Source organism: Streptococcus sp. CF8_St5-11 (assembly GCF_024295625.1).
Lineage (GTDB): Bacteria > Bacillota > Bacilli > Lactobacillales > Streptococcaceae > Streptococcus.
The window spans coordinates 93,105-111,988 of the sequence record NZ_JANCOJ010000002.1 but is presented as its reverse complement, the minus strand read 5'-3'; the positions used below and the strand labels follow the sequence as shown (position 1 = coordinate 111,988).

The window sequence follows — 18,884 nt, the reverse complement described above, 5'->3', positions numbered from 1 at the left end:
GAGAAGAGGCGGTGCCTCCGTTAACGACTTAGGAAAGAAGAGCCTCAATTTCTTCAATGGTTAAGCCCGTCATATCCGAGATCAACTCAGGCGACATTCCTCGTGAGACCATCTCGCATACCAACTGTTTACGACCTTCTTCCAGCCCTTGTACTAAACCTTCTTCTCGTGCTTCGTCTATGGCTGTCTCCATAGTCATATCATAATTTTCTTGAATACGAATCCGCTCGTCTATCATGGTCTTCTCCTCCTTGGTCCAGCTAGATCTTACGCTAACATAGATTTGATCTCTTCAATGGACAAACCCGTCATCTCCGATATAAGATCAGGCGACATTCCTCGTGAGATCATCTCGCATACCAACTGTTTACGACCTTGTTCCAGGCCTTGTTCCAAACCTTGTTCCAAGCCTTTTTCTAAGCCTTGTTCCAGCCCTTGTACTAAACCTTCTTCACGCGCTTCATCAATCGCCGTCTCCAGGGTCATATCATAATTTTCTTGAATACGAATTCGCTCGTCTATCATGGTCTTCTCCTCCTTGGTCCAGCTAGATGAATCTAATAATGAATCTGCATGAGCCACAGCCTGACTGGGAGCTTTTGTAAAGGGAAGATTCCCAAAAAACTCCAACCATTGTCTGCCTGCATCTGTCAGGTTCTCATCTTTATTATACTTGTCTAGCTCTAAAAAGGCAACCTGCAGAAGATTTTGGTGCTTGCCATTTTTATAATAGGCCTTAAGTTGCTTGCCGGACCGGCTATTGGTCAGCCAGTATTTATTGATGGCGGCCTCTTCGTCTAGCAAGAGCGACTTCTCCAAAATCGCAATCCCATAGACGGGCTCCATCTGCTCATACATCTTATGCGTCTGACCTTGCTGGCGCAGTTTTTGCACATTCTCCACCAGCTGATTGGCCAAATAATAGTGGAACCGATTCAAGAAATACTGCTGCTTGCGAATCTGGATCTCGATGATCACCTCGGTCCCGTCATGGAGCTTGGCCCTCACATCCACCGCAGTGGAGAACAAGTCATCCTCCTCATAGGCCATGCTGTAGGGCTGGCTTCCTTCCACAATCTGAGCGTCCGCTACATCTAGCTCCAAAATGTCCCGAATAAATGCTGCCGTCACCTCCGGCAAACTAAAAATCTTCTTGGCCATGATATCCAAGGTCGGCGATACATGCGCGTGTCTTTTTTGCATCCCTGCTCCTTTTCGATAAAAAATAGAGGGAAGGTCCCTCTACTTCTATTATTCGAAAAAAATTTGGGAAATAGCGAATAATGTACCCTTTACCTAATCCCTATCTTCTCACACCCTAACCCTTAAACTCTTGGACAAATTTCTTGAGTTCGGCATCAGCTTCTGGTGTCGTTCCATGAAGCTGGCTGAGCATGTCTAGAAGAGAAGCAGTTTGGGTTTCAATAGTGGCATTGGTTTGGTTGATCTTAGCCAGGATCTCTGTCAGTGGCTCCACTTCTTCTTCCTCAAAGGTGTCCACATAGCGTGGGATATTGAGGTTGTAGTCATTCTCGACGATCTCCTCAAAGCTAGCCAGATGGGCAAACTTATCCATATCCTCTCTGCTCTTATAAGCCTTAAGGATCTTCTCGATATGGGCATCCGTCATAATGTTCTGGTTCTTGCCCTTGTCAAATTCCTTAGAAGCATCGATAAAGTAGACGTCCCGATTGGTCCGGTTCTTTTTGAGAATGATGACCGTTGTTGGGATGCTGGTATTGAAGAAGATATTGGCAGGAAGACCAATCACGGTATCAATGGCGCCTTCTTCCAGCAAGGCCTTGCGAATGGTTCCTTCAGCATTACCACGGAAAAGGACTCCATGAGGAAGGACGATGGCCATGACACCCTTGTCCTGCTTGAGGTGGTAATAACCGTGCAAGAGAAATGCAAAGTCTGCCTTGGATTGAGGCGCGAGCTTACCAAATGGGGAGAAGCGAGGATCTTGGAGGAAGCCAGAGCTTGCAGACCACTTAGCTGAGTACGGAGGGTTCATAAGGACCCCATCAAAGTTGGTCGGCTCTTGGGTAGGCCAGTCTTCGTCCAACGTATCGGCATTGTGCAAGAACTGGTTTTCCACCGGAACCCCGTGTAGGATCATGTTCATCCGAGCCAGGTTATAGGTAGAGGTATTGAGCTCCTGACCAAAGTACTGGACGGTTTGAGGCTGGTGAGAATACTTCTTGGCATTGAGCAAGAGGGAGCCCGATCCCATGGTGGCATCGTAGAGGGTAAAGCCCTGCTCGTCTTCACGCCCTAAAAAGGCAATCTGGGTCATGAGCTTGGCTACAGGCTGAGGTGTATAGAACTCACCAGCTTTCTTACCCGAGTCAGTCGCAAACTGACCGATTAAGTACTCGTAAGCATCCCCAAGCATATCTCCTGCATGACCTGCTACATCCAGCACTGCCAATTCTTTCATAACGGCAGCCACTAGCTGGTTTTGCTTTTGAGGAGTGGCCCCTAGCTTCTTGGAGTAAAGATCAATGTCCTCAAAGAGATTCTCATAGAGGTCGTCACTTTGCTCGATATCTCGGAAGCCCTGAGCCAGATCTTCCAGCTGGAATGTCCCTTCATTGACCCGGTCCACCAAGGCTGTAAAGGTCAAGTCAGGCTTGATGAAATAATTGAGTTCATCGTTGACGACGGAGATCAGCTCCTCTTGAGAGGCTGGATCCTCATAGTAGGATCGGTAAAGCGCCAAGGCTTCATCTAAGCTCTCTGTCTCCTCCTCCATGGTCTCCGCCACGAAGAAGAGCAACTTATCTGAGAGATACTTGTAACAGATCATCCCCAAAAGGTAAGACTTGTAGTCATTGGCATCCATCTTAGAGCGGAGCACATCCGCTGAGTTCCACAGGGCTTGGTAGAGCGACTGGGAGGTTTGTGTTGTTTCCATAGTTATTCTTTCTGATTTCTTTTAGACCTTTTCTTGTTCTAGTGGGACGACAGCGAGGGTCTTGCCCAGACTGGCTAAGACTTTCAAGACCGTGTCCAATTGAGGACTGGTCTTGCCTGTCTCCATCCGAGCAATGACCGGTTGGCTGACCCCACTGAGTTCTTCTAGTTTCTTTTGGCTAATTCCCTTTTCATGACGAGCCTCGATCAGCTCTGTCATAATCGCGACCCGCAGATCACTTTCCAGAATTTCTTCCTTGGTGAAGAGCTCTGCTCTCACATCTTTCCAATTGCTGCCGATGGCACTATTCTTCATCACTTAGCCCTCTTTCCTTCAAATCTTGCAACTCCCGCATGGCTTTCTCAATCTCTCGTCTAGGTGTCTTTTGCGTCTTTTTGACAAAATGATGCAGTAAGACAAAGCTCCCATCCAGCCAAGCCACGAATAAAATCCGATCTCGCAAGGGTCTCAACTCCCAGATCTCCGCATCCAGATGCTTGATGTAGGGTTGGCCAGCACGTTTTCCATGCTGGCTCAAAAGCTCGATGTAGTCGTTAAGCTTGTTCAGTTTGATCCGGCTGTCCTTATTATCGCGACGAGCTAGCTCCCTCATGTAGTCCAGGACCGGTTGATTCCCTTGTTTGTCCTTATAAAAATAAATAGCGTGCACAAAGCAACCCCTTTTCGAATTTATTATAACTCTAAAGTTATTAAAAGTAAATACTTTTAAGTTATTAAATACTAAGGAGCACCCTTTGAAAAGATCAAAGGGACTCACTTATACTATTCTAAAAATGCTGTGCATTTGGTTACTGATAAGGATTATTTTTGAAGGTTAGATAAACATATCTTGTAAGAGTTTCTTTTTGAGAGTTTCTAGCTGCGAAATTTTTTCTTGGTGAGCAGAGATGAGGCTATCGAGGTTAGAAAAGTAGGCACCGATGGCTTGTTGTTCAGAAAGAGATGGTATAAGTACTTTTTTCGATAGTAATTCCACTTTAGTAATACCCTTTATTGATGTTCCTTGAAGTTGAGTAACCTCCTTTTGAAGTAATCTATAAAGTAAATATGCTGTGAATTCTATATTTGATTTAAGATTTGAGAGTGATAAAAAATCCTGACTTGTTGCGTATTCATGACGCATCACTGCTAACTTCCCAACTCCAACTCTCGTAACAACCGCAATTGAATCCTTTGGTATTATTTTGGCTGATGAATTTTTTAAACCTTTCTCAGAAATACTTTTTTGAACTTTAATTTCAAATAGACAATTTGTCTCTAAGTCAGATGATTGAATCCAAGGAATATCCCCATCCCAATATTCCTGAACATTTGTTTTTGGAGTGCCACCACTTTGAAAGTCATCAGCTAAATCATTAATTTCAAGAAGCTCCCACTCACCTTCAAATCCATCCAAACGAATCTCAGGTACCGTCTGTCCAGCTTTAGGAAACATCTTGGATAGCATGGTCGCCTTGAGAGATTGGTAGTTTGCAAGATTGCCTTGGTAACTCGCCAAAAGGTCATCGAGAGTACGGAAGAGGGAACCGATGGCGGATTGCTCCTGAAAACTTGGAGCACTAAGTTTCCAATCACCATATTCTTTTCCATTTACTCCAGGCTGCCCAGATCGCTGTGAAGCAATAGCAATGAATTGCTTGTATTTTTCAGTTAAAGTTTGCTGAAATATAAAATCTGCTGAAACATCCTCTTTAATTCGAGCACGAATCAGAAAACCAGCATAATACATTTCACCATCTTTTTCTTCATATAAATATGTTTTTCCTACACTTGCTCCAGTTCTAGCAAAAAGCAAATCGTTCTTTTGTAATTTAAAATTCTCTAATTCAGGTGTAAATTCTATATCTGGCGATGTTACTTTTTCAGAAATAAATTTTCGTGAATTATCATCAATATCAGTGATACGAATATATTTATGAACGCCATCATAGTACGTTGCTGAAGAATTTAAACCATACTCTATTGAATTAGATAAATCTTTTAACGTCTTTTCCTCCCATTTATCACGATAATTTTTAAATCTAATTTCTGGAATATGTGTTTTTTTATTCACTAACTCTTTTCCTTTTTATTTAGTTTTATACAAGAATTTCCAACTATATCTTTTGCCCGTAATATTATATAAACTATATAAATAAATGGTAGGACTACTAAAATTTTAATAAAGTCATCTCTTAAGAAAAATATTCTTAAAATCAATATCAGGCCAACCACTAAAATTAATACTACATATCTATCATCTATAATTGGAAACTTAACTTTATTTTTAAAATCGTCTCCGTTAAACATAAGACTCTTTGTATAAAAATCCTTTAATTTCAAATATTCGTCTTGGTTTTTCCACATTTCTAAAATATAAATTATTAAAATAACCAAAAGAGCACAAACTAGTAAAACTAATAATAGTTGTGTCTTTTCCGAACTCGAATTAAGTAATCTACTTATAACATCCGCTCCATCATAATCTTTAATTTTATCAAAAATCAGTAAAGACAGAGCAGTCATCCACCCCATTAATTTTAAATGTAAGGATTGATAAATGTCATTTTCCCTTTCTGTAATTTTTAGAAAGTCATTTTTCAGATTAGAAACTTCTTCAAAATATTTATCTGTTTCCTGACTGATAATACGTTTAAAAATACTTTCTGCTTTATTAACAATGTCTTCATTTATTCTAAAGGTTCCATTTTTAACGATAATACTTCTTACAATATCTAATCGTTGCTTATAAGTATTATAGTAACCTGTATCATTAATAACCCAATCATAGACACTATTCAACAAATCTATATCGTTAATATTAACTTCTGAGAAAGCATATCTTTCTGAAATCGAAATCCTATCTTCGCTAATTCTAAAATCAAATATAAAGCCATCCTCTAAGATTTTTATTTCAGTATTTGTAGATAAGAATAATAAGATGAAAATTCTGTTTAAATGCAAAATTTTTTGAGATGGATTTTCAACTTTTCTCAATAAATTTACAGAAAAATTTTTAATGTCTCTATTAATAATGTTAGACTTGACAACATTATTATATTTTTCCATTTCATCCTTAACATCAATTTCTTCGCTTTTCCAGTTATGATTGTCACGATAGATATAATCAATCTTTTCTGAAAAATCAATATCGGAAAAATAGTCTTCAATATCTGTGAAATGTGTCTTTGTTTCAATGTAATCATTTAAATTAAATATCGTCTTATTATTTTGATATAATATATACTTACCTTTTTCTTCCTCAAGTTCAACATTATTATATTGCAAAAATTCAATTAAATCACGATTACTTTCGTCATCCACTATTTCATATGAAGTTCCGTTCCAAGAATTATTCTGCATTTATATTACCTATTTTTGATCTAACTTCATTTATGAAATCCTCAGATACAGTTAGAATTATTTTGTTATCTTCAATTTTAATTTGTCTTCGTCTTTTCAATTTTTCAAAATTATCAGTTTTAATAACTGTGTCACTAGAGACTCTAATCTCATCTTTATACTTATCACGTAATACTTTTGAGTCAATAGTAAAGTTAGCATCTAGCTGTTTGGCCTCTATTGAAAAAAATTCATCCTCATAATTTCCAACATCAGTAGGAATATCAATCAATTCTTTATAATTCAAATAATCAATTAACTCTGATTTATCAAATAAATTATGATCGAAGATATAACCTTTTGTTTCAGAAACGATATCTGAAAAATTCTGTTTTTCTTTAATTTGAGTTGAAAATAATTCCTCATCTTCAACTAATTTAATAAGTTCTAAAGAATTAACTCTACTATTTCTAACTTCCTGTAAACCTAGAAAATCACTCATCCAATAACTAGCAACTTTCCTATTTTTATCTATAACTTCAATTGTTGACAAATCTTTCCTTGCAATACAGGCTTTATAGTAGGTTTTTTCTGTCCCCAACTGAGCTACTAATTTAAATGTCTCTGTATCAGCTACAGAAGTTTTTTCTAATTTTAATAGTAACAAACTATCGTCAGATTCTTTAATAAAAAGAAAGCCTGATCTAATACTTTTCTTTCTAGAATTTGTACTAGAGCTCCTCTCAGACTCTAACAACTTTTCAGGAAATAAATTAATATCAAAATCCTCAGGAGATTGTTCGAATTCTTTCAAAATACTTTCTCTCTCCTCTGTAACTTCTGCGATTACCGAAACATGACTCGAATGGTTATCAATAATTGTTCTGAATATCTCATCAATATTTGTAATTTTATTGTTATCAAGTTCTATTTCAGTGATTTCATCGGTTATTTCATATACAGCAACTTTCTTTTTCATTTAATTCCTTTCTCCTATCTCCCCACTCTCAGTGGTTCAATCACCTCTTCGATCAGTTGGGTATAGGCTTCTTTGATTTGTTTTTTGTAGCTGAGTGGGTTGAGGGCGTCTGCTACTTCTGCCTTGTAGTCTTTGTAGCGTTGGCTCTTGGTCAGCTGGCTTTCGCCGGCTTGTTTTTTGGCGCCTTTGCGATAGTGTTGAATATAGTAGCGTAGCTCGTCGGCTCCGATATACCAGTGTTTGGCGAAGCTTACGATATGGCTATCGATGACGGATTCGATCATCTGGTCCAAGACACCAGTGATAGATCGTCCTCGGTAGCGTTCGGGCTCTTCTTGTACTTGGATCCAGAGATTTTGGATGATCTCCGCTAGGCTTGGATTGGTCCGGTTCAGGCTCTCGATATAGCTATCTACAGTTGCGATATCCTTGTCACTCAGGGTCTGCTCCTCATTTTCCTCCTGCTGAATCATACTCTGGATCAGCATCAGGATATAGGCATAGTTGATCTCATCGACTTGGACAGACTCCAGCTCATAGTGGATGTCTAGCTCATCTTGGCTGTCCACTTCTGGATCCCTGCTCTTGATCTCCGCCAGGATATTTTGATAGAGGCCCAGATAGGCTTCGAGCCGACTGTCACTGAGGCCTGTTTCCCGATAGATCTCTTCCTTATCGTACTCTGAATAGACGCGGATCGAGGCTTGGTACTTGTCAAAGACCTGATAGGCTTTAGCGACCTTGCGGAGCTGGGCTGTTGGAGCCTGCTCGAGGGCGACTCCTTCTTCTTCGAAGTCTGTGACTTGGTCTTTAAACTCTGCCCAGGCTTTTAAGAAGTTGCGCTTCTCTTCTTCCCAGCTTGGTGCCAGGACCTCATTTTCTCCTCCATTGGAGTAGAGCTTGAGGGCATTGTCGACAGCTTCCTTAAAGGCTTGAGGACGCTGGAAGGTGATGATATGGCCGAAGTGCTTCCTGTCATCAAAGATCCGATTGGTCCGGCTAAAGGCCTGGATCAAGTCCTGTGGACGCATAGGCTTGCGATCGATAAAGAGCGTAGAAAGACAAGGAGCATCAAAGCCGGTCAAGAGACGGTCAACCACGATAACCAAATCCAACTGCTCATTGCGGTAGAGATACTTGTCCTGCTTTCTAGCCAGGCGATTGTTGACATCGGTGTTAAAGCCTCGCAGATCCGCTAGGCTAAAATGTGTACCAAACTCTTGGTTGTAGTCCTCCATGACCTGCTTCATGTGGTCTTGGTAGCCGATAGACTCTTCCTCATTTTCAGACACTGAGTAGGTGATGGTGAATTTTGGAAAATCTGGTAAATGGCGTTTAACCCGCTCGGAGACTTTGACTCGCTCCTTGCCAGCGAGAATGCTTTTGAGCAGATTATAATAGGCCTGTGATCGTGGGATGGACTTGACTGTCAAGATAGCTTCATAACTCTTTCCGACCCCTTTAGGGATATTGAGCTGTTGCTGGCTCTTATTGAGGATGGCATCGAGGACCTCTAGCATGTGCTCCTTGTCCTCATAGGCCTGGTCTGGAATTTCTTCTTCTAGGATATCCGAGATGATGGTGTTGCGGTAGTCAACCTTAAAGCCCAGAACCGCTCCATCATGGATGGCTTCCTTGACCGTGTATTCATGTAGGCGATCGCCATACTGTTGGTGGGTGGTCTGAGCCAGGTCACCCACTTGCTTGCGTTTGTTTTCCTTAAAGATCGGAGTCCCTGTAAAGCCATACCAGAGAGAGTTCTTGAAGTAGGCCTTGATCTCTTTTTGCGTCTGTGGGGTGACCGCCCGGTGGCACTCATCGACGACAAAGGCCACGCGCAGGTCCTTGATCTTCCCCGCATCTCGCTGGTACTTCCCTTCTTCAAACTTGCGCATCATGGTCGTGATTTTCTGGATGGTCGTGACCACCACGCGCTTGTCATTGCCCCCTAGGCGCTTGACCAGTTCATGGGTATTGTCCGTCTCGTCGATGTCGATGACATCATTGGCCGCATAAGAGAGGAAGGACGAGGTCGTCTGCTGGTCCAGATCTCTGCGGTCGACGACAAAGATGGTCTTTTGGATCGCTGGGATCTGCAAGAGATTGCGCGCCACCTTGTAAGAGGTCAGGGTCTTGCCTGATCCGGTCGTATGCCAGATATAGCCCGACTCTTGGCGGCGAGAGGCTTCCTGCACAGCTTCGATGGCATGGATCTGGTAGGGACGCAGGAGGATGAGGGCTTTCTTGCTATCGTCGATGACCGAGTACTGCATGACCATCTGGTGGGCCCGAGGGATGGAGAGAACCTCATGAGCAAAGCTGTTGAGATCGATCATGGGCTGGTTGTCCTTGTCCACCCACTTGGTCAGGAACTGCTTGTTTAGCTTGCTTTCCCTCGCTGCAGCGATATAGCGTGTGTCTACCTTATTGGTCACGACAAACATCTGTAAGCTCGAGTAAATACCACGGAACTTGCCTTCTCGGTCGTACTTCTTGATCTGATGAAAGGCATCTAGAAAGGCCACTCGTGGACTCTTGAGTTCGATATGGATGAGGGGCAGGCCATTGATCAGAAGGGTCGTATCGAGTCGTCGATCTTGGTCTAGCGGATAGGCCTTGTCGCGTTCGACTTGGTTGACCACTTCATAGCTCGACTTACCAGCTGCGATATTGTCCCGCCAGATGACAGCTAAGCGGATGGTCCCTAGACTGGCATCCTCACGTTGGACTTCAACCTTGGCGATGCCATTTTCACCAGCTAGCCACTTGGCCGCTTCATAATAGCTGACAAAGTTGAGCTGGTTCTTGATCTGGCGCTTTTCTTGGTTGGTCAAGGGATGGTCCGCCAACACGGCGACATTGTTTTGCGCCAGCTTGTCAAAGAAATTGTCCCACAACTGGTCTTCATTCTTGAGATCCTCTCGATAGGTCCACTGACTCTCTCCTGTTGTCAACTGCTGGATCAACTGTCTTTCAATCTCAAGTTCTGGAGTTGCTACTGCCTTCATCCGTCTATCCTTTTCCTGTGCATAATCTCCTATTATTATAGCATGTTTAGGAAAGAAATTAACGCTTTCAAAGCATTTTGTTGGTTTTTCGGGCAAAAAAACGAACCTGGTCTGGTTCGTTCTTTCTTAGTCTAGTTGGATCCCTTTTTCTGTTAGATTGTCTAAGCATTCTTGGAGGTAAGTGTCCTGATGCTCGGGATAGATGGGGGTGTTCAAGGCTTCCTCTTCCAGCTCTGGATAGGCTGGGCAGGTCTTGCCTCGGTAGGTCGGCTCCCACCACTCTGGGCTGACCTTGTAGCCACGAGCCGTCATCTCCTTCATGATCAGGCGGTGATAGGCATAGAGGCGATAGGGCGAGTAGTCAAAGACATAGTTGACCGTCGCGTGCTTCTTGCCCCAGCCATTGCCTCGAAGGGCGCAGCATTCCCGGTGTTGACCCAGGAGCTGGGGACGAGGGAGTTTGCTAATCAAGTCTTGGTGCCAGAGTCTCATCTATTGCCCTCCTAGTAGCGTCGAGTCTTGTAAGTAGCGATTAGGGTAGCGCTCAAGGAGCATCTGGATCCCCTCGATCAGATCCTCTTGGCTAGCTTGGCCATGCTGGTACTTCTCAAGTAGCAACATAAAGTCCGCCTTTTCCTCTGCAGTCGCCTGCTTTTTGAAATAGCCCCAAATATGCTGAAAGGCATTGGAGACTTGGCCACGATTTTCCGGCAGGGCTAGCGCTTGCTGGATTAGGTCCTCGACGTGGCTGACCTCTACCTGGTCTTGCTTGAGGTACTCCCGGATTTCCTTGTAGATATTACTCGAACGACTGAGCACCAGGTATTTATTTTTCGCCCATAGGACCTGACAGTGATGTTTTTGATCCACTCGTGTCTCCTTTTGATCTTCTCTATGAATAGTCCTCCCATTATACCATGGAAATGAGTGAAGTCATAAAAAAAGAAGCCAGACTTTTGTCCAGCTTTTTTAATTAATTACAAGGCTGTGATGGCTGTGATCAAACCAAAGATGATCCCTGGTGCATTGGCTGCAGCAAGTGGAATATCGCGTTCTTTTTTGAAGAGTCCGTAGTAAACCCAAAGGCTACAGTTGATGGCTGCGACAAGGGGTTGAACAAAGTTCCCTTTGTGACCTGCGAGGTTATCCATGATTTGTGGGAAGTAAGACACATACATCATAACAGACATAAAGGTCGCAACCCAACCAAGAATTTTCATTTGTTTTTCATTCATTTTGAAACTACCATTTCCTTTTCTTTTTTTAAAGTATGCACTATTCTACCTTTTGTCCTTTACAAATTCAAGTCTTTTTTTCAAATGTTACCGAACTGTAAAGTGTCACAATCTTGTGATTTTGCAGGAAGATGGATTTCTTTTCGAGAGAGTCTTCTCTCTAGTTGCCATTTTTTTGACACATTGTCTAATTTTGTGCGAATGTAATCATTTTCATCTTGCATAGCATGCAAATTAATTGCATTTTCTTCCTACTTATGCTATTTTAATACACAGAGGTAAAATTTTATGAATAAACAAAAAATCAACAAAATCGTTGGCTCGATCGGTGCCTTTATTGGGATTATCGTTTTCATTGCCTACATCCCACAAATTATTGCTAATTTACAGGGAAATAAGGCCCAACCTTTCCAACCCTTGTCAGCTGCTATTTCTTGCTTGATCTGGGTCATTTATGGTTGGACAAAGGAACCTAAAAAAGACTGGATTTTGATCATTCCGAATTCGGCAGGTGTCATCCTAGGGGGATTGACTTTCCTTACATCACTTTAATAGAAAGTGAACAAAGACTGAACTCTACGGGTTCAGTCTTTTTTGTGTATCCCTTTGAAAAACAAAAACAATCGCAGTCGGTTTTCGTACAAAAAAGCCCGCTATGAGCAAGCTAAAAAAATTGACAATTCTTTTCTTTGAATAACCTATGCTGGATTATTGTGCAAAAATATCCAAATAATATCTGATTATTATTAGAGTATATTGAAACTTTCCGCTGTGAGAAAAGTGCCTGAAATAATTATGTTTCAGGCACTCGGAATTATTGAGACCTTAGGCTCAATAATTAGTCATGGAACTTCTTCGAAGTTCGCTGACGTCCGTACTCACCTAAGGAAAGTTTCTAATTTAATTTGAGTTTCTTTTCCTAAATCTGCACAATCTTGCGATAACTCCGAGAGGTGATCCAAAAGACGATTAGGTAGGTGATGAGAAAGACAGCACAGACGCTGAGGGTGACGATGAGGACTTGGCCACTATTAATCACGCCAAGAGCTTTGAGGATCAGGCGAATCATATGGTAGGCAAAGGCCAGGTGGACAAAGGCAAAGATGAGGGGAAGGAAGAAGACGGTCCGCACTTGACGGTTGATGGTCCGTTTGACCTCGTTTTCATCGAGCCCCACCTGTTGGAGGATGACGAATCGATCACGGTCTTCATAGCCTTCTGAGATTTGCTTGTAGTAGATAACGATGACTGTTCCGACCATAAAGATCAATGACAAGAAAATACCGATAAAGAAGATGCCACCAAAGAGGCTATTCATTTCTCTCACATTATATGCTCGATTGCCTCCATAGACAAATGTTCCTTGGCCCTGTTGGCTGCTCAATTCATCGATCATCTTGTCATAGCTAGCTGCCAGCTTAAGTTGCTGGTCTTCGTCAACATTGACATTGAAACCACCATAGATTTGGGTAACGACAGCAAGGTTCGGAAACTTGGCAACAAAGGCTGAAAGGTCAGGTACGATCAGGTAATTGAAATCCTCCGTCAGCATGTTAAACATGTTTGGGACATGATCAGTGATAAAATCCTTGGTCACTTCTTCCTTGACTTGGAAGCCTTGCCCATTGATGGTGAACTGTTTCTGCCCTGTCAGAGCCTGGTTATGGGCAAAGAGAACGACTTGGTTGCCGGCCAGATCAACGTGTTCTCCGGTCATTTGCTCATAGCTAGCTGCATCAAAGACCAGAAAAACTGTCCGCGGTCTGACATCGTGTTCATCATCAGGATAGACCGTGAAGTCTGTGCCCTTTTGTGATTCGACCCCAAAGGTGGCATAGTTCACCAGGTCACGATTTTTGATCTCAAGATGATGCTCAGAAGCAAATTCATCAAACTTCTGGTTGATTTGCTCCAGGTCCACCCCTTTTCCTTGAATGGAGAAATCATGTGGATTCATGATTTTCTTGATCATTTCGCCACCGACATAGATGTTGGTGGCAGCAGAGATCGTCACCAGCACCATGGTCGAGAGGATGGCAATGGTCGCAAGCCCCACTGCATTTTTCTTCATGCGATAGATGAGGTTAGAAACCGAGATCATGTTGTTGGGTTGGTAATAATAACTCTTCTTTTTCTTAAGCAGGTGCAAGAAGACGGTGATCCCAGCATTAAAGAGCAGGTAGGTCCCGATCATAACCAAGACAACGGCTAGAAAGAAGATCAAAATCGCAGACATGGGGTCTTTGACAGACAAAGCCAGGTAGTAGCCAAAACCGAGAGAGGCTAAGCCCAGGATGGTTTGGGGCCACAAGAAGCGGGCTTTCTTTTCGCCACTAGCCTTCTCACGCGTCAATTGCAGGGCATTCAAACGGAGAATGCGCCAAGCGTTGAGAAGGACCAAAAGGGCAAAGATGAGACCAAAGGTGACAAAGACTGCAATCACAATTCCAGGTTGGAAGGTAGATACCAGCTGGACCTTCATCTTCATCAGTTTCAAGAGAAAGGCAAAGATCAGCTTATCAAAGAGGGCTCCGATCAAGACACCGCTTGAGATAGTCACAAAACCAAAAATAAAGAGTTCTTTGAAAATCATGCTGATGAGATGGCGTTTCTCAAGGCCTAGCATACTGTAAATTCCCAACTCCTTGGAGCGGTTTTTCATGACAAAGCTATTGGCATAGAGCACGATGATAGCCCCCGCAACATTTACCACGAACAGTCCCAATCCAAGGGTGAAGAGTATGGGAGATCCCCCTCGAAGCTTAGAAATGTTGGGATTAAAGGTCAAGGAGTCAAAGAGATAGGCGATGGTCACTGCGAGAATGACCGCAATCGCAAAGGGATAATAGAGCTTGCGATTCTTGATGAGATTGGAGCAAGCTAATTTAGTAGTTAATCGAAACATCTACTCCACCTCACTTGCCATGACCGTCAGGGTATCCGAGATTTCTTGGAACATCTGACGCTCTGTTTTTTCCCCGCGGAAGATCTGGTTGTAGAGAATTCCGTCCTTGATAAAGAGCACGCGCTTGGCCCGAGCAGCCGCTGCAGTTGAGTGGGTCACCATGAGGATGGTTTGCCCCATGCTATTGATATCTTCAAAGACATCGAGCAACGCAGCCGAAGACTTGGAATCCAGCGCCCCTGTTGGCTCATCGGCAAGAAGGATTTCAGGTGAGGTGATGATGGCCCGTGCTACAGCCACCCGTTGTTTTTGCCCACCAGAGATTTCGTAGGGATATTTCTCTAGAAGCTGATGAATGCCCAATTCCCGACTCACGCTATCCACCTTACTCATCATTTCCTTAACCGGTCTGCGTGAGAGAACTAGAGGGAGAAGGATATTGTCCTTGACGGACAAGGTATCCAGCAGGTTGAAGTCTTGAAAGACAAAGCCTAACTTTTCGCGACGGAAGCTCGAAGCGTCCTTGTTCTTGATGGTTGAGGTGTCTATATTATTTAGGTAAACCCGCCCTTCCGTCGGCTGGTCCAGCATGGCTAGGATATTGAGAAGGGTCGATTTCCCGGATCCTGATTCCCCCATGATGGCGACGTATTCGCCTTTTTCCACGGTGAAGTGAATATCTTTTAGGGCTTCGACTTGCGTCCCTTGAAAGCGGGTTTTGTAGATTTTTTTGATATGTTGAACGTCTAGCAATGACATACTTTTCTCCTTTTACTAGTAGATCAAGAAAAATTCTTGGGTTTGGTGCAGGACTTGGCGACCAAATTCCACCTTTTCCAAATCGGTTTGCTTATTTGGTTTTTTAATCTTTTTGGGTTCTTTCATCCATTTCAAGAGTTTCATTTTCTTGACCTCCTTCATTTGATGAGACTATTGTATAAAAAATAAAAGGCGGCTACCATAACCTAACCTTTCATTTTACCGTTTATTTCTTACATTTTTGTAAGATGGAGATTCTATGCCTCAAAATCACACGATCTAAGTAATGACAAAACTGCTATATCATTTATCTTTGCTTTATCTAATCTAACAGATTGATTCATTACGAGATTTTCATATATATTTCGAACAAATCTTCCATTCGAAAAGTTCTTCTCATCATTTAGGATACTTGTTTTAAAATAATTGATCAATTTCAACTTCAGATTATCACTTAATCTATAGTCATCCTTTTGACACAAAAATTCTAATATTTTCAATAGTTCATCTGGTACATAATTCCCAAATTCAATGAAGTAATTAAATCTAGATTTCAACCCGGGATTTGAAGAAAAGAACTGTTCCATTGGTCTCGTATAGCCGGCAACAATCACAACTAAATCATCTCGATAATCTTCCAAGGCCTTGGTTAATTCTGTTAAGCATTCTCTACCATAAGAATCGGAATTTTCATTTTCAGTAATGCTATAAGCCTCATCGACAAACAGAACTCCTCCTTTTGCTTTCTCAATCACATTTTTGACCTTCAAAGCAGTTTGTCCTTGATATCCCGCAATTAAATCTGTTCGTGACACCTCAATAAAGTGACCTTTAGATAATAATCCGAGTTGTTTATACATTTTTCCAACAATACGAGCTACTGTTGTTTTTCCTGTCCCTGGGTTACCTGTAAATGCCATGTGCAAAGTTCTATTCGGAATTTTCAATCCTTTTTCTTTCCTTAACTTTTGTATTCTTTGATAGGAAATCAGATGATTAACTTCTTCTTTTACATTTTGTAAACCAACTAATCGATCAAGTTCTTTTTTTAAATCATCAAGTGAGCATTCTTCCGTTACTAGCTCATTTTTATTTTGTTTATAACCTTTTAGACTTACATAGCCTGCATATTTCAAAAGCGCTTCTGACAATTGATTTGCTAGAGTGGCGATCTTTTGAGAACCCTCTTGTTTTTTAATGACCAAGTATTGCAAAATATCAATGACTAATTTTTCAGAGTAATCATTGAGCAAAATAATTACTCGTTCAAGAAATTTTCCTTTTGAATCTGTTTGGATATCAAATTTTTTTGCTAGTTCAATTAATTCATCCTGATAACGGCTCATTTGCTTACCTCATTAATAAAATGATCAAAGTCACAACAGCAACCCCAGTAGCTAAACCTGTCAAAGCAAAAGAAGCTATTAGTTTATTTGATAGAATATTCAGTTGACTTTTTACAGAATCTAATTCATTCTTTAACTGACTAATTTCTGTGCTTTCATCCTTCAAATCACTAGAAGGTTTTTCCAAAGTCTCAACTCTATTCCCAAGTTGTTCAATAAGACCGATAAGTTGACTAGAATCAATTTCAGATAATTGATTTGACACATTTTCTTTAAACTGTTTTAAGGCGATTAAGGTAGCTTTTTGTTTCTCAATCGTCTGATCAATTCGTTCTTGCTCTATTAAAATCTTTTCATTTGTTTTTTTGATCGCAGAAACAGAAGTTAGTATAGCCTGAATGTAATCCTTATCCAATGCTTCTAAAGCTTTATAAACTTCACCAAATTCTTCAATTAAGTTTTGATCACGATCATAAACCTTTGAAAAATACTTCTGAAGTTTTTCAATCAATGAATTGAGTTCTTTCCCAGTCACTCCGTGTTCAGCCCACTCTAATCCAAAGATATCTTCATGTGTACGAACTTTATCAAACTTTAACTCTTCTACATCTTGTTCAGCAAATTTTTTCAATTGTTCTTTTGCTGCATTAAAATCATGATTACTGACTTGTAAGTCAAATTCCTTTTCCATAATAACTCCTAATCTGTTAACTCTGCCAACAAGGCGTCGATTTCTGTAAATTCATTGTCATTTTTTTCTTTTTCTTCAAGTAAGAAAGAAAGCTCATCCCGCATTATTTCTGCTGCTTGGTGATGTCGATCCTCCATTTGACTCAAAGACTCCATTTTATCCACTTGAACAAGCGCCATTCCAACCGCATTCATTTGGTCTTGTACAATCAGTTTATTATTGTATTTATCAATTTTTTTATTTGTTAATTCATCAAGCTGTTTGTCGACAATCATTTGATCAATTAATTTCAAGACAAATGCACCGGCTATACCAGCTACTGTTGCCCCCATAAATGTACCGATCAGGCCAGACAAACTTCCTAGCAATGGAATTTCTACACCAAGTGGAGGAAAAATAGATAACAAAGTTGCTCCAATCGCACTACTTAAAACGATCGCTCCAGCAGCTGTTACTCCTGCAACAATAATTTTTCCTATCTCAAGCATTTTAACACTTGTACTTTTATTTTTATTTTCTGGATTTTTTAAATAGTCAATTGCCTCGGTAAGAGATCGCCAACCTTGCTGAATAAATGTCCAAACTTGCATAAATGTTCCAACTACAGGCCCAATGATGGAAGTTGCTAACATCGTAACCATTGATTGCCCAACACCAAGAACATGATGAGAAAGATTGGACATAAAGTTTGAAATTGCTTCCTTTACTTTTGCAATGAAGGTTCCGAAATTCTTCTCTTTTTCACCCAACCAAGAAATAAACTTCTTAACGATCTCTCTCAAAAATTCAGTCAACAATTGAAGAACAGCAGCTTTTAAGGCCTTCCCAGTCACTTTCAAAGCCTCTTTACGTCGTGATTTTTTGCCAGACTGTATGGCGCGCTTCTCAGCTTCATCTCTTACTCGATCATATTCCGTGCGCGCCTCTTTATTTTTCTCTCTTAACTGTTTTTCTTCTTTTGAGCTAATATTATGGACTTCTCTAGCATATTGCCCTTTAGAATTTGGATTATCTAATAATTCAGTTGTAGATTGATCCCCCTTAGCCTGGTTAATTTCACTCCTTATTTCGTACAGATTAGCTTTACTATTTGCAAAAGCAATCTGTTCTTCTTCTGTCATAAAGGCATTGGCCTTTGCATCACGAATAATCTCTCCAGCAGAGACTGTGTGATCCATTTGAGTTCCTTTTACTTTTGACCCTGTTGGTCTATTTTCATCAAACTTTTTCCTAGCTAATTTTTTTAAGGTATTTACCGTTTTACCTGATCTAGTTGCATGTGTTCGAATATTTCCAAATTCATCTTTTTCAAATTTCCCTTGCCAATCTTTATATCTGTCCTCATAGATACTTCTATCCGCATTATGAGTAATAAATTTCCCTTTATCAAAATTTTCAGCAGTTTGTATATGTGCTTCTTTTCGTAAATCTAGTTTTTGTCCGTTGTTATCTTTAATAAACTCTTCACCAATTTGGACTGCTAATTGATTTTGAACTTGATCCCAAATGATATCTTGAATAGCCTCTTCAAGATATTTATTATTTTGTAATTTTTCTCTATCCTCCTCAATTGTAGAAAGTTCATCTAAAATATCATTTAACTCAACTTGAAGACTACTTTGTAGATCTATCAAATTGCTATATTCTAATTCATTATTAGTAATCTCTAATGTTTCATTTTTATTTTCCATAATAATCC

The 18,884-nt window shown here is 40.9% G+C and carries 18 protein-coding genes and 1 pseudogene; 1 reads left to right on the top strand and 18 read right to left on the bottom strand.

Annotation, left to right across the window (positions count from 1 at the left end; translation table 11 throughout):
• Window positions 1–28 precede the first annotated feature (28 nt).
• The 12 genes and pseudogenes from NMM13_RS04270 to NMM13_RS04215 all read right to left on the bottom strand — a co-directional run.
• Window positions 29–265, bottom strand: a pseudogene (locus NMM13_RS04270) (hypothetical protein); the annotation flags it as partial.
• Window positions 266–267: 2 nt separating this feature from the next.
• The gene (locus NMM13_RS04265) at window positions 268–1,203 is read right to left on the bottom strand and encodes an Rpn family recombination-promoting nuclease/putative transposase (RefSeq protein WP_254727933.1); all 936 of its coding nucleotides are present in this window, start codon (window positions 1,201–1,203) and stop codon (window positions 268–270) included.
• A 115-nt stretch (window positions 1,204–1,318) separates the two neighbouring features.
• Window positions 1,319–2,920 (bottom strand): type I restriction-modification system subunit M, encoded by a 1,602-nt coding sequence (locus NMM13_RS04260; RefSeq protein WP_254727935.1) that lies wholly within the window; start codon window positions 2,918–2,920, stop codon window positions 1,319–1,321.
• Between the two features lie 21 nt (window positions 2,921–2,941).
• The gene (locus NMM13_RS04255) at window positions 2,942–3,235 is read right to left on the bottom strand and encodes a helix-turn-helix domain-containing protein (protein WP_021144391.1); all 294 of its coding nucleotides are present in this window, start codon (window positions 3,233–3,235) and stop codon (window positions 2,942–2,944) included.
• Window positions 3,225–3,590 carry a type II toxin-antitoxin system RelE/ParE family toxin gene (locus NMM13_RS04250; protein WP_254727937.1) on the bottom strand — a complete coding sequence of 122 codons (366 nt, stop codon included), beginning with the start codon at window positions 3,588–3,590 and terminating at the stop codon, window positions 3,225–3,227. Before NMM13_RS04250 ends, NMM13_RS04255 begins: the two co-directional genes overlap by 11 nt.
• Window positions 3,591–3,755: 165 nt before the next feature.
• Window positions 3,756–4,994: a restriction endonuclease subunit S gene (locus NMM13_RS10125; RefSeq protein WP_254727939.1), complete on the bottom strand. Its 1,239-nt coding sequence runs from the start codon at window positions 4,992–4,994 to the stop codon at window positions 3,756–3,758.
• Entirely contained in the window at window positions 4,994–6,283 is a 1,290-nt protein-coding gene (locus NMM13_RS04240) for a hypothetical protein (protein ID WP_254727940.1), read from the bottom strand. Before NMM13_RS04240 ends, NMM13_RS10125 begins: the two co-directional genes overlap by 1 nt.
• Window positions 6,273–7,241, bottom strand: coding sequence for a nucleoid-associated protein (locus NMM13_RS04235; RefSeq protein WP_254727942.1), 969 nt, complete (start codon window positions 7,239–7,241; stop codon window positions 6,273–6,275). The genes NMM13_RS04240 and NMM13_RS04235 overlap by 11 nt, the downstream gene beginning before the upstream one ends.
• A 14-nt stretch (window positions 7,242–7,255) precedes the next feature.
• Window positions 7,256–10,249, bottom strand: a complete 2,994-nt coding sequence (locus tag NMM13_RS04230; RefSeq protein ID WP_254727944.1) for a type I restriction endonuclease subunit R — start codon at window positions 10,247–10,249, stop codon at window positions 7,256–7,258.
• A gap of 126 nt (window positions 10,250–10,375) precedes the next feature.
• Window positions 10,376–10,741, bottom strand: a complete 366-nt coding sequence (locus tag NMM13_RS04225) for a TIGR02328 family protein (RefSeq protein WP_254727946.1) — start codon at window positions 10,739–10,741, stop codon at window positions 10,376–10,378.
• Complete coding sequence (locus NMM13_RS04220) at window positions 10,742–11,119, bottom strand: YbgA family protein (protein WP_254727948.1); 378 nt, start codon at window positions 11,117–11,119, stop codon at window positions 10,742–10,744.
• A gap of 107 nt (window positions 11,120–11,226) precedes the next feature.
• A complete protein-coding gene (locus NMM13_RS04215) occupies window positions 11,227–11,484 on the bottom strand; it encodes a SemiSWEET family transporter (protein ID WP_003006102.1) in 258 nt (85 codons plus the stop codon).
• Window positions 11,485–11,772: 288 nt separating this feature from the next.
• Here NMM13_RS04215 and NMM13_RS04210 point away from each other — a divergent pair, with 288 nt between their 5' ends.
• Window positions 11,773–12,036 (top strand): SemiSWEET family transporter, encoded by a 264-nt coding sequence (locus NMM13_RS04210; protein ID WP_006596747.1) that lies wholly within the window; start codon window positions 11,773–11,775, stop codon window positions 12,034–12,036.
• Between the two features lie 367 nt (window positions 12,037–12,403).
• Here the strand turns inward: NMM13_RS04210 and NMM13_RS04205 are convergent, their stop codons facing one another.
• From NMM13_RS04205 to NMM13_RS04185, 6 genes are all read right to left on the bottom strand, one after another.
• Complete coding sequence (locus NMM13_RS04205) at window positions 12,404–14,389, bottom strand: ABC transporter permease (protein WP_254727950.1); 1,986 nt, start codon at window positions 14,387–14,389, stop codon at window positions 12,404–12,406.
• Complete coding sequence (locus tag NMM13_RS04200) at window positions 14,390–15,148, bottom strand: ABC transporter ATP-binding protein (protein ID WP_129268668.1); 759 nt, start codon at window positions 15,146–15,148, stop codon at window positions 14,390–14,392.
• 15 nt (window positions 15,149–15,163) lie between these two features.
• Window positions 15,164–15,292 carry a hypothetical protein gene (locus tag NMM13_RS10090; RefSeq protein WP_302849495.1) on the bottom strand — a complete coding sequence of 43 codons (129 nt, stop codon included), beginning with the start codon at window positions 15,290–15,292 and terminating at the stop codon, window positions 15,164–15,166.
• A gap of 113 nt (window positions 15,293–15,405) precedes the next feature.
• The gene (locus NMM13_RS04195) at window positions 15,406–16,494 is read right to left on the bottom strand and encodes an AAA family ATPase (protein WP_254727952.1); all 1,089 of its coding nucleotides are present in this window, start codon (window positions 16,492–16,494) and stop codon (window positions 15,406–15,408) included.
• 4 nt (window positions 16,495–16,498) lie between these two features.
• Window positions 16,499–17,185, bottom strand: coding sequence for a hypothetical protein (locus NMM13_RS04190; RefSeq protein WP_254727953.1), 687 nt, complete (start codon window positions 17,183–17,185; stop codon window positions 16,499–16,501).
• Between the two features lie 8 nt (window positions 17,186–17,193).
• Complete coding sequence (locus tag NMM13_RS04185; protein ID WP_254727955.1) at window positions 17,194–18,876, bottom strand: hypothetical protein; 1,683 nt, start codon at window positions 18,874–18,876, stop codon at window positions 17,194–17,196.
• Window positions 18,877–18,884 lie beyond the last annotated feature (8 nt).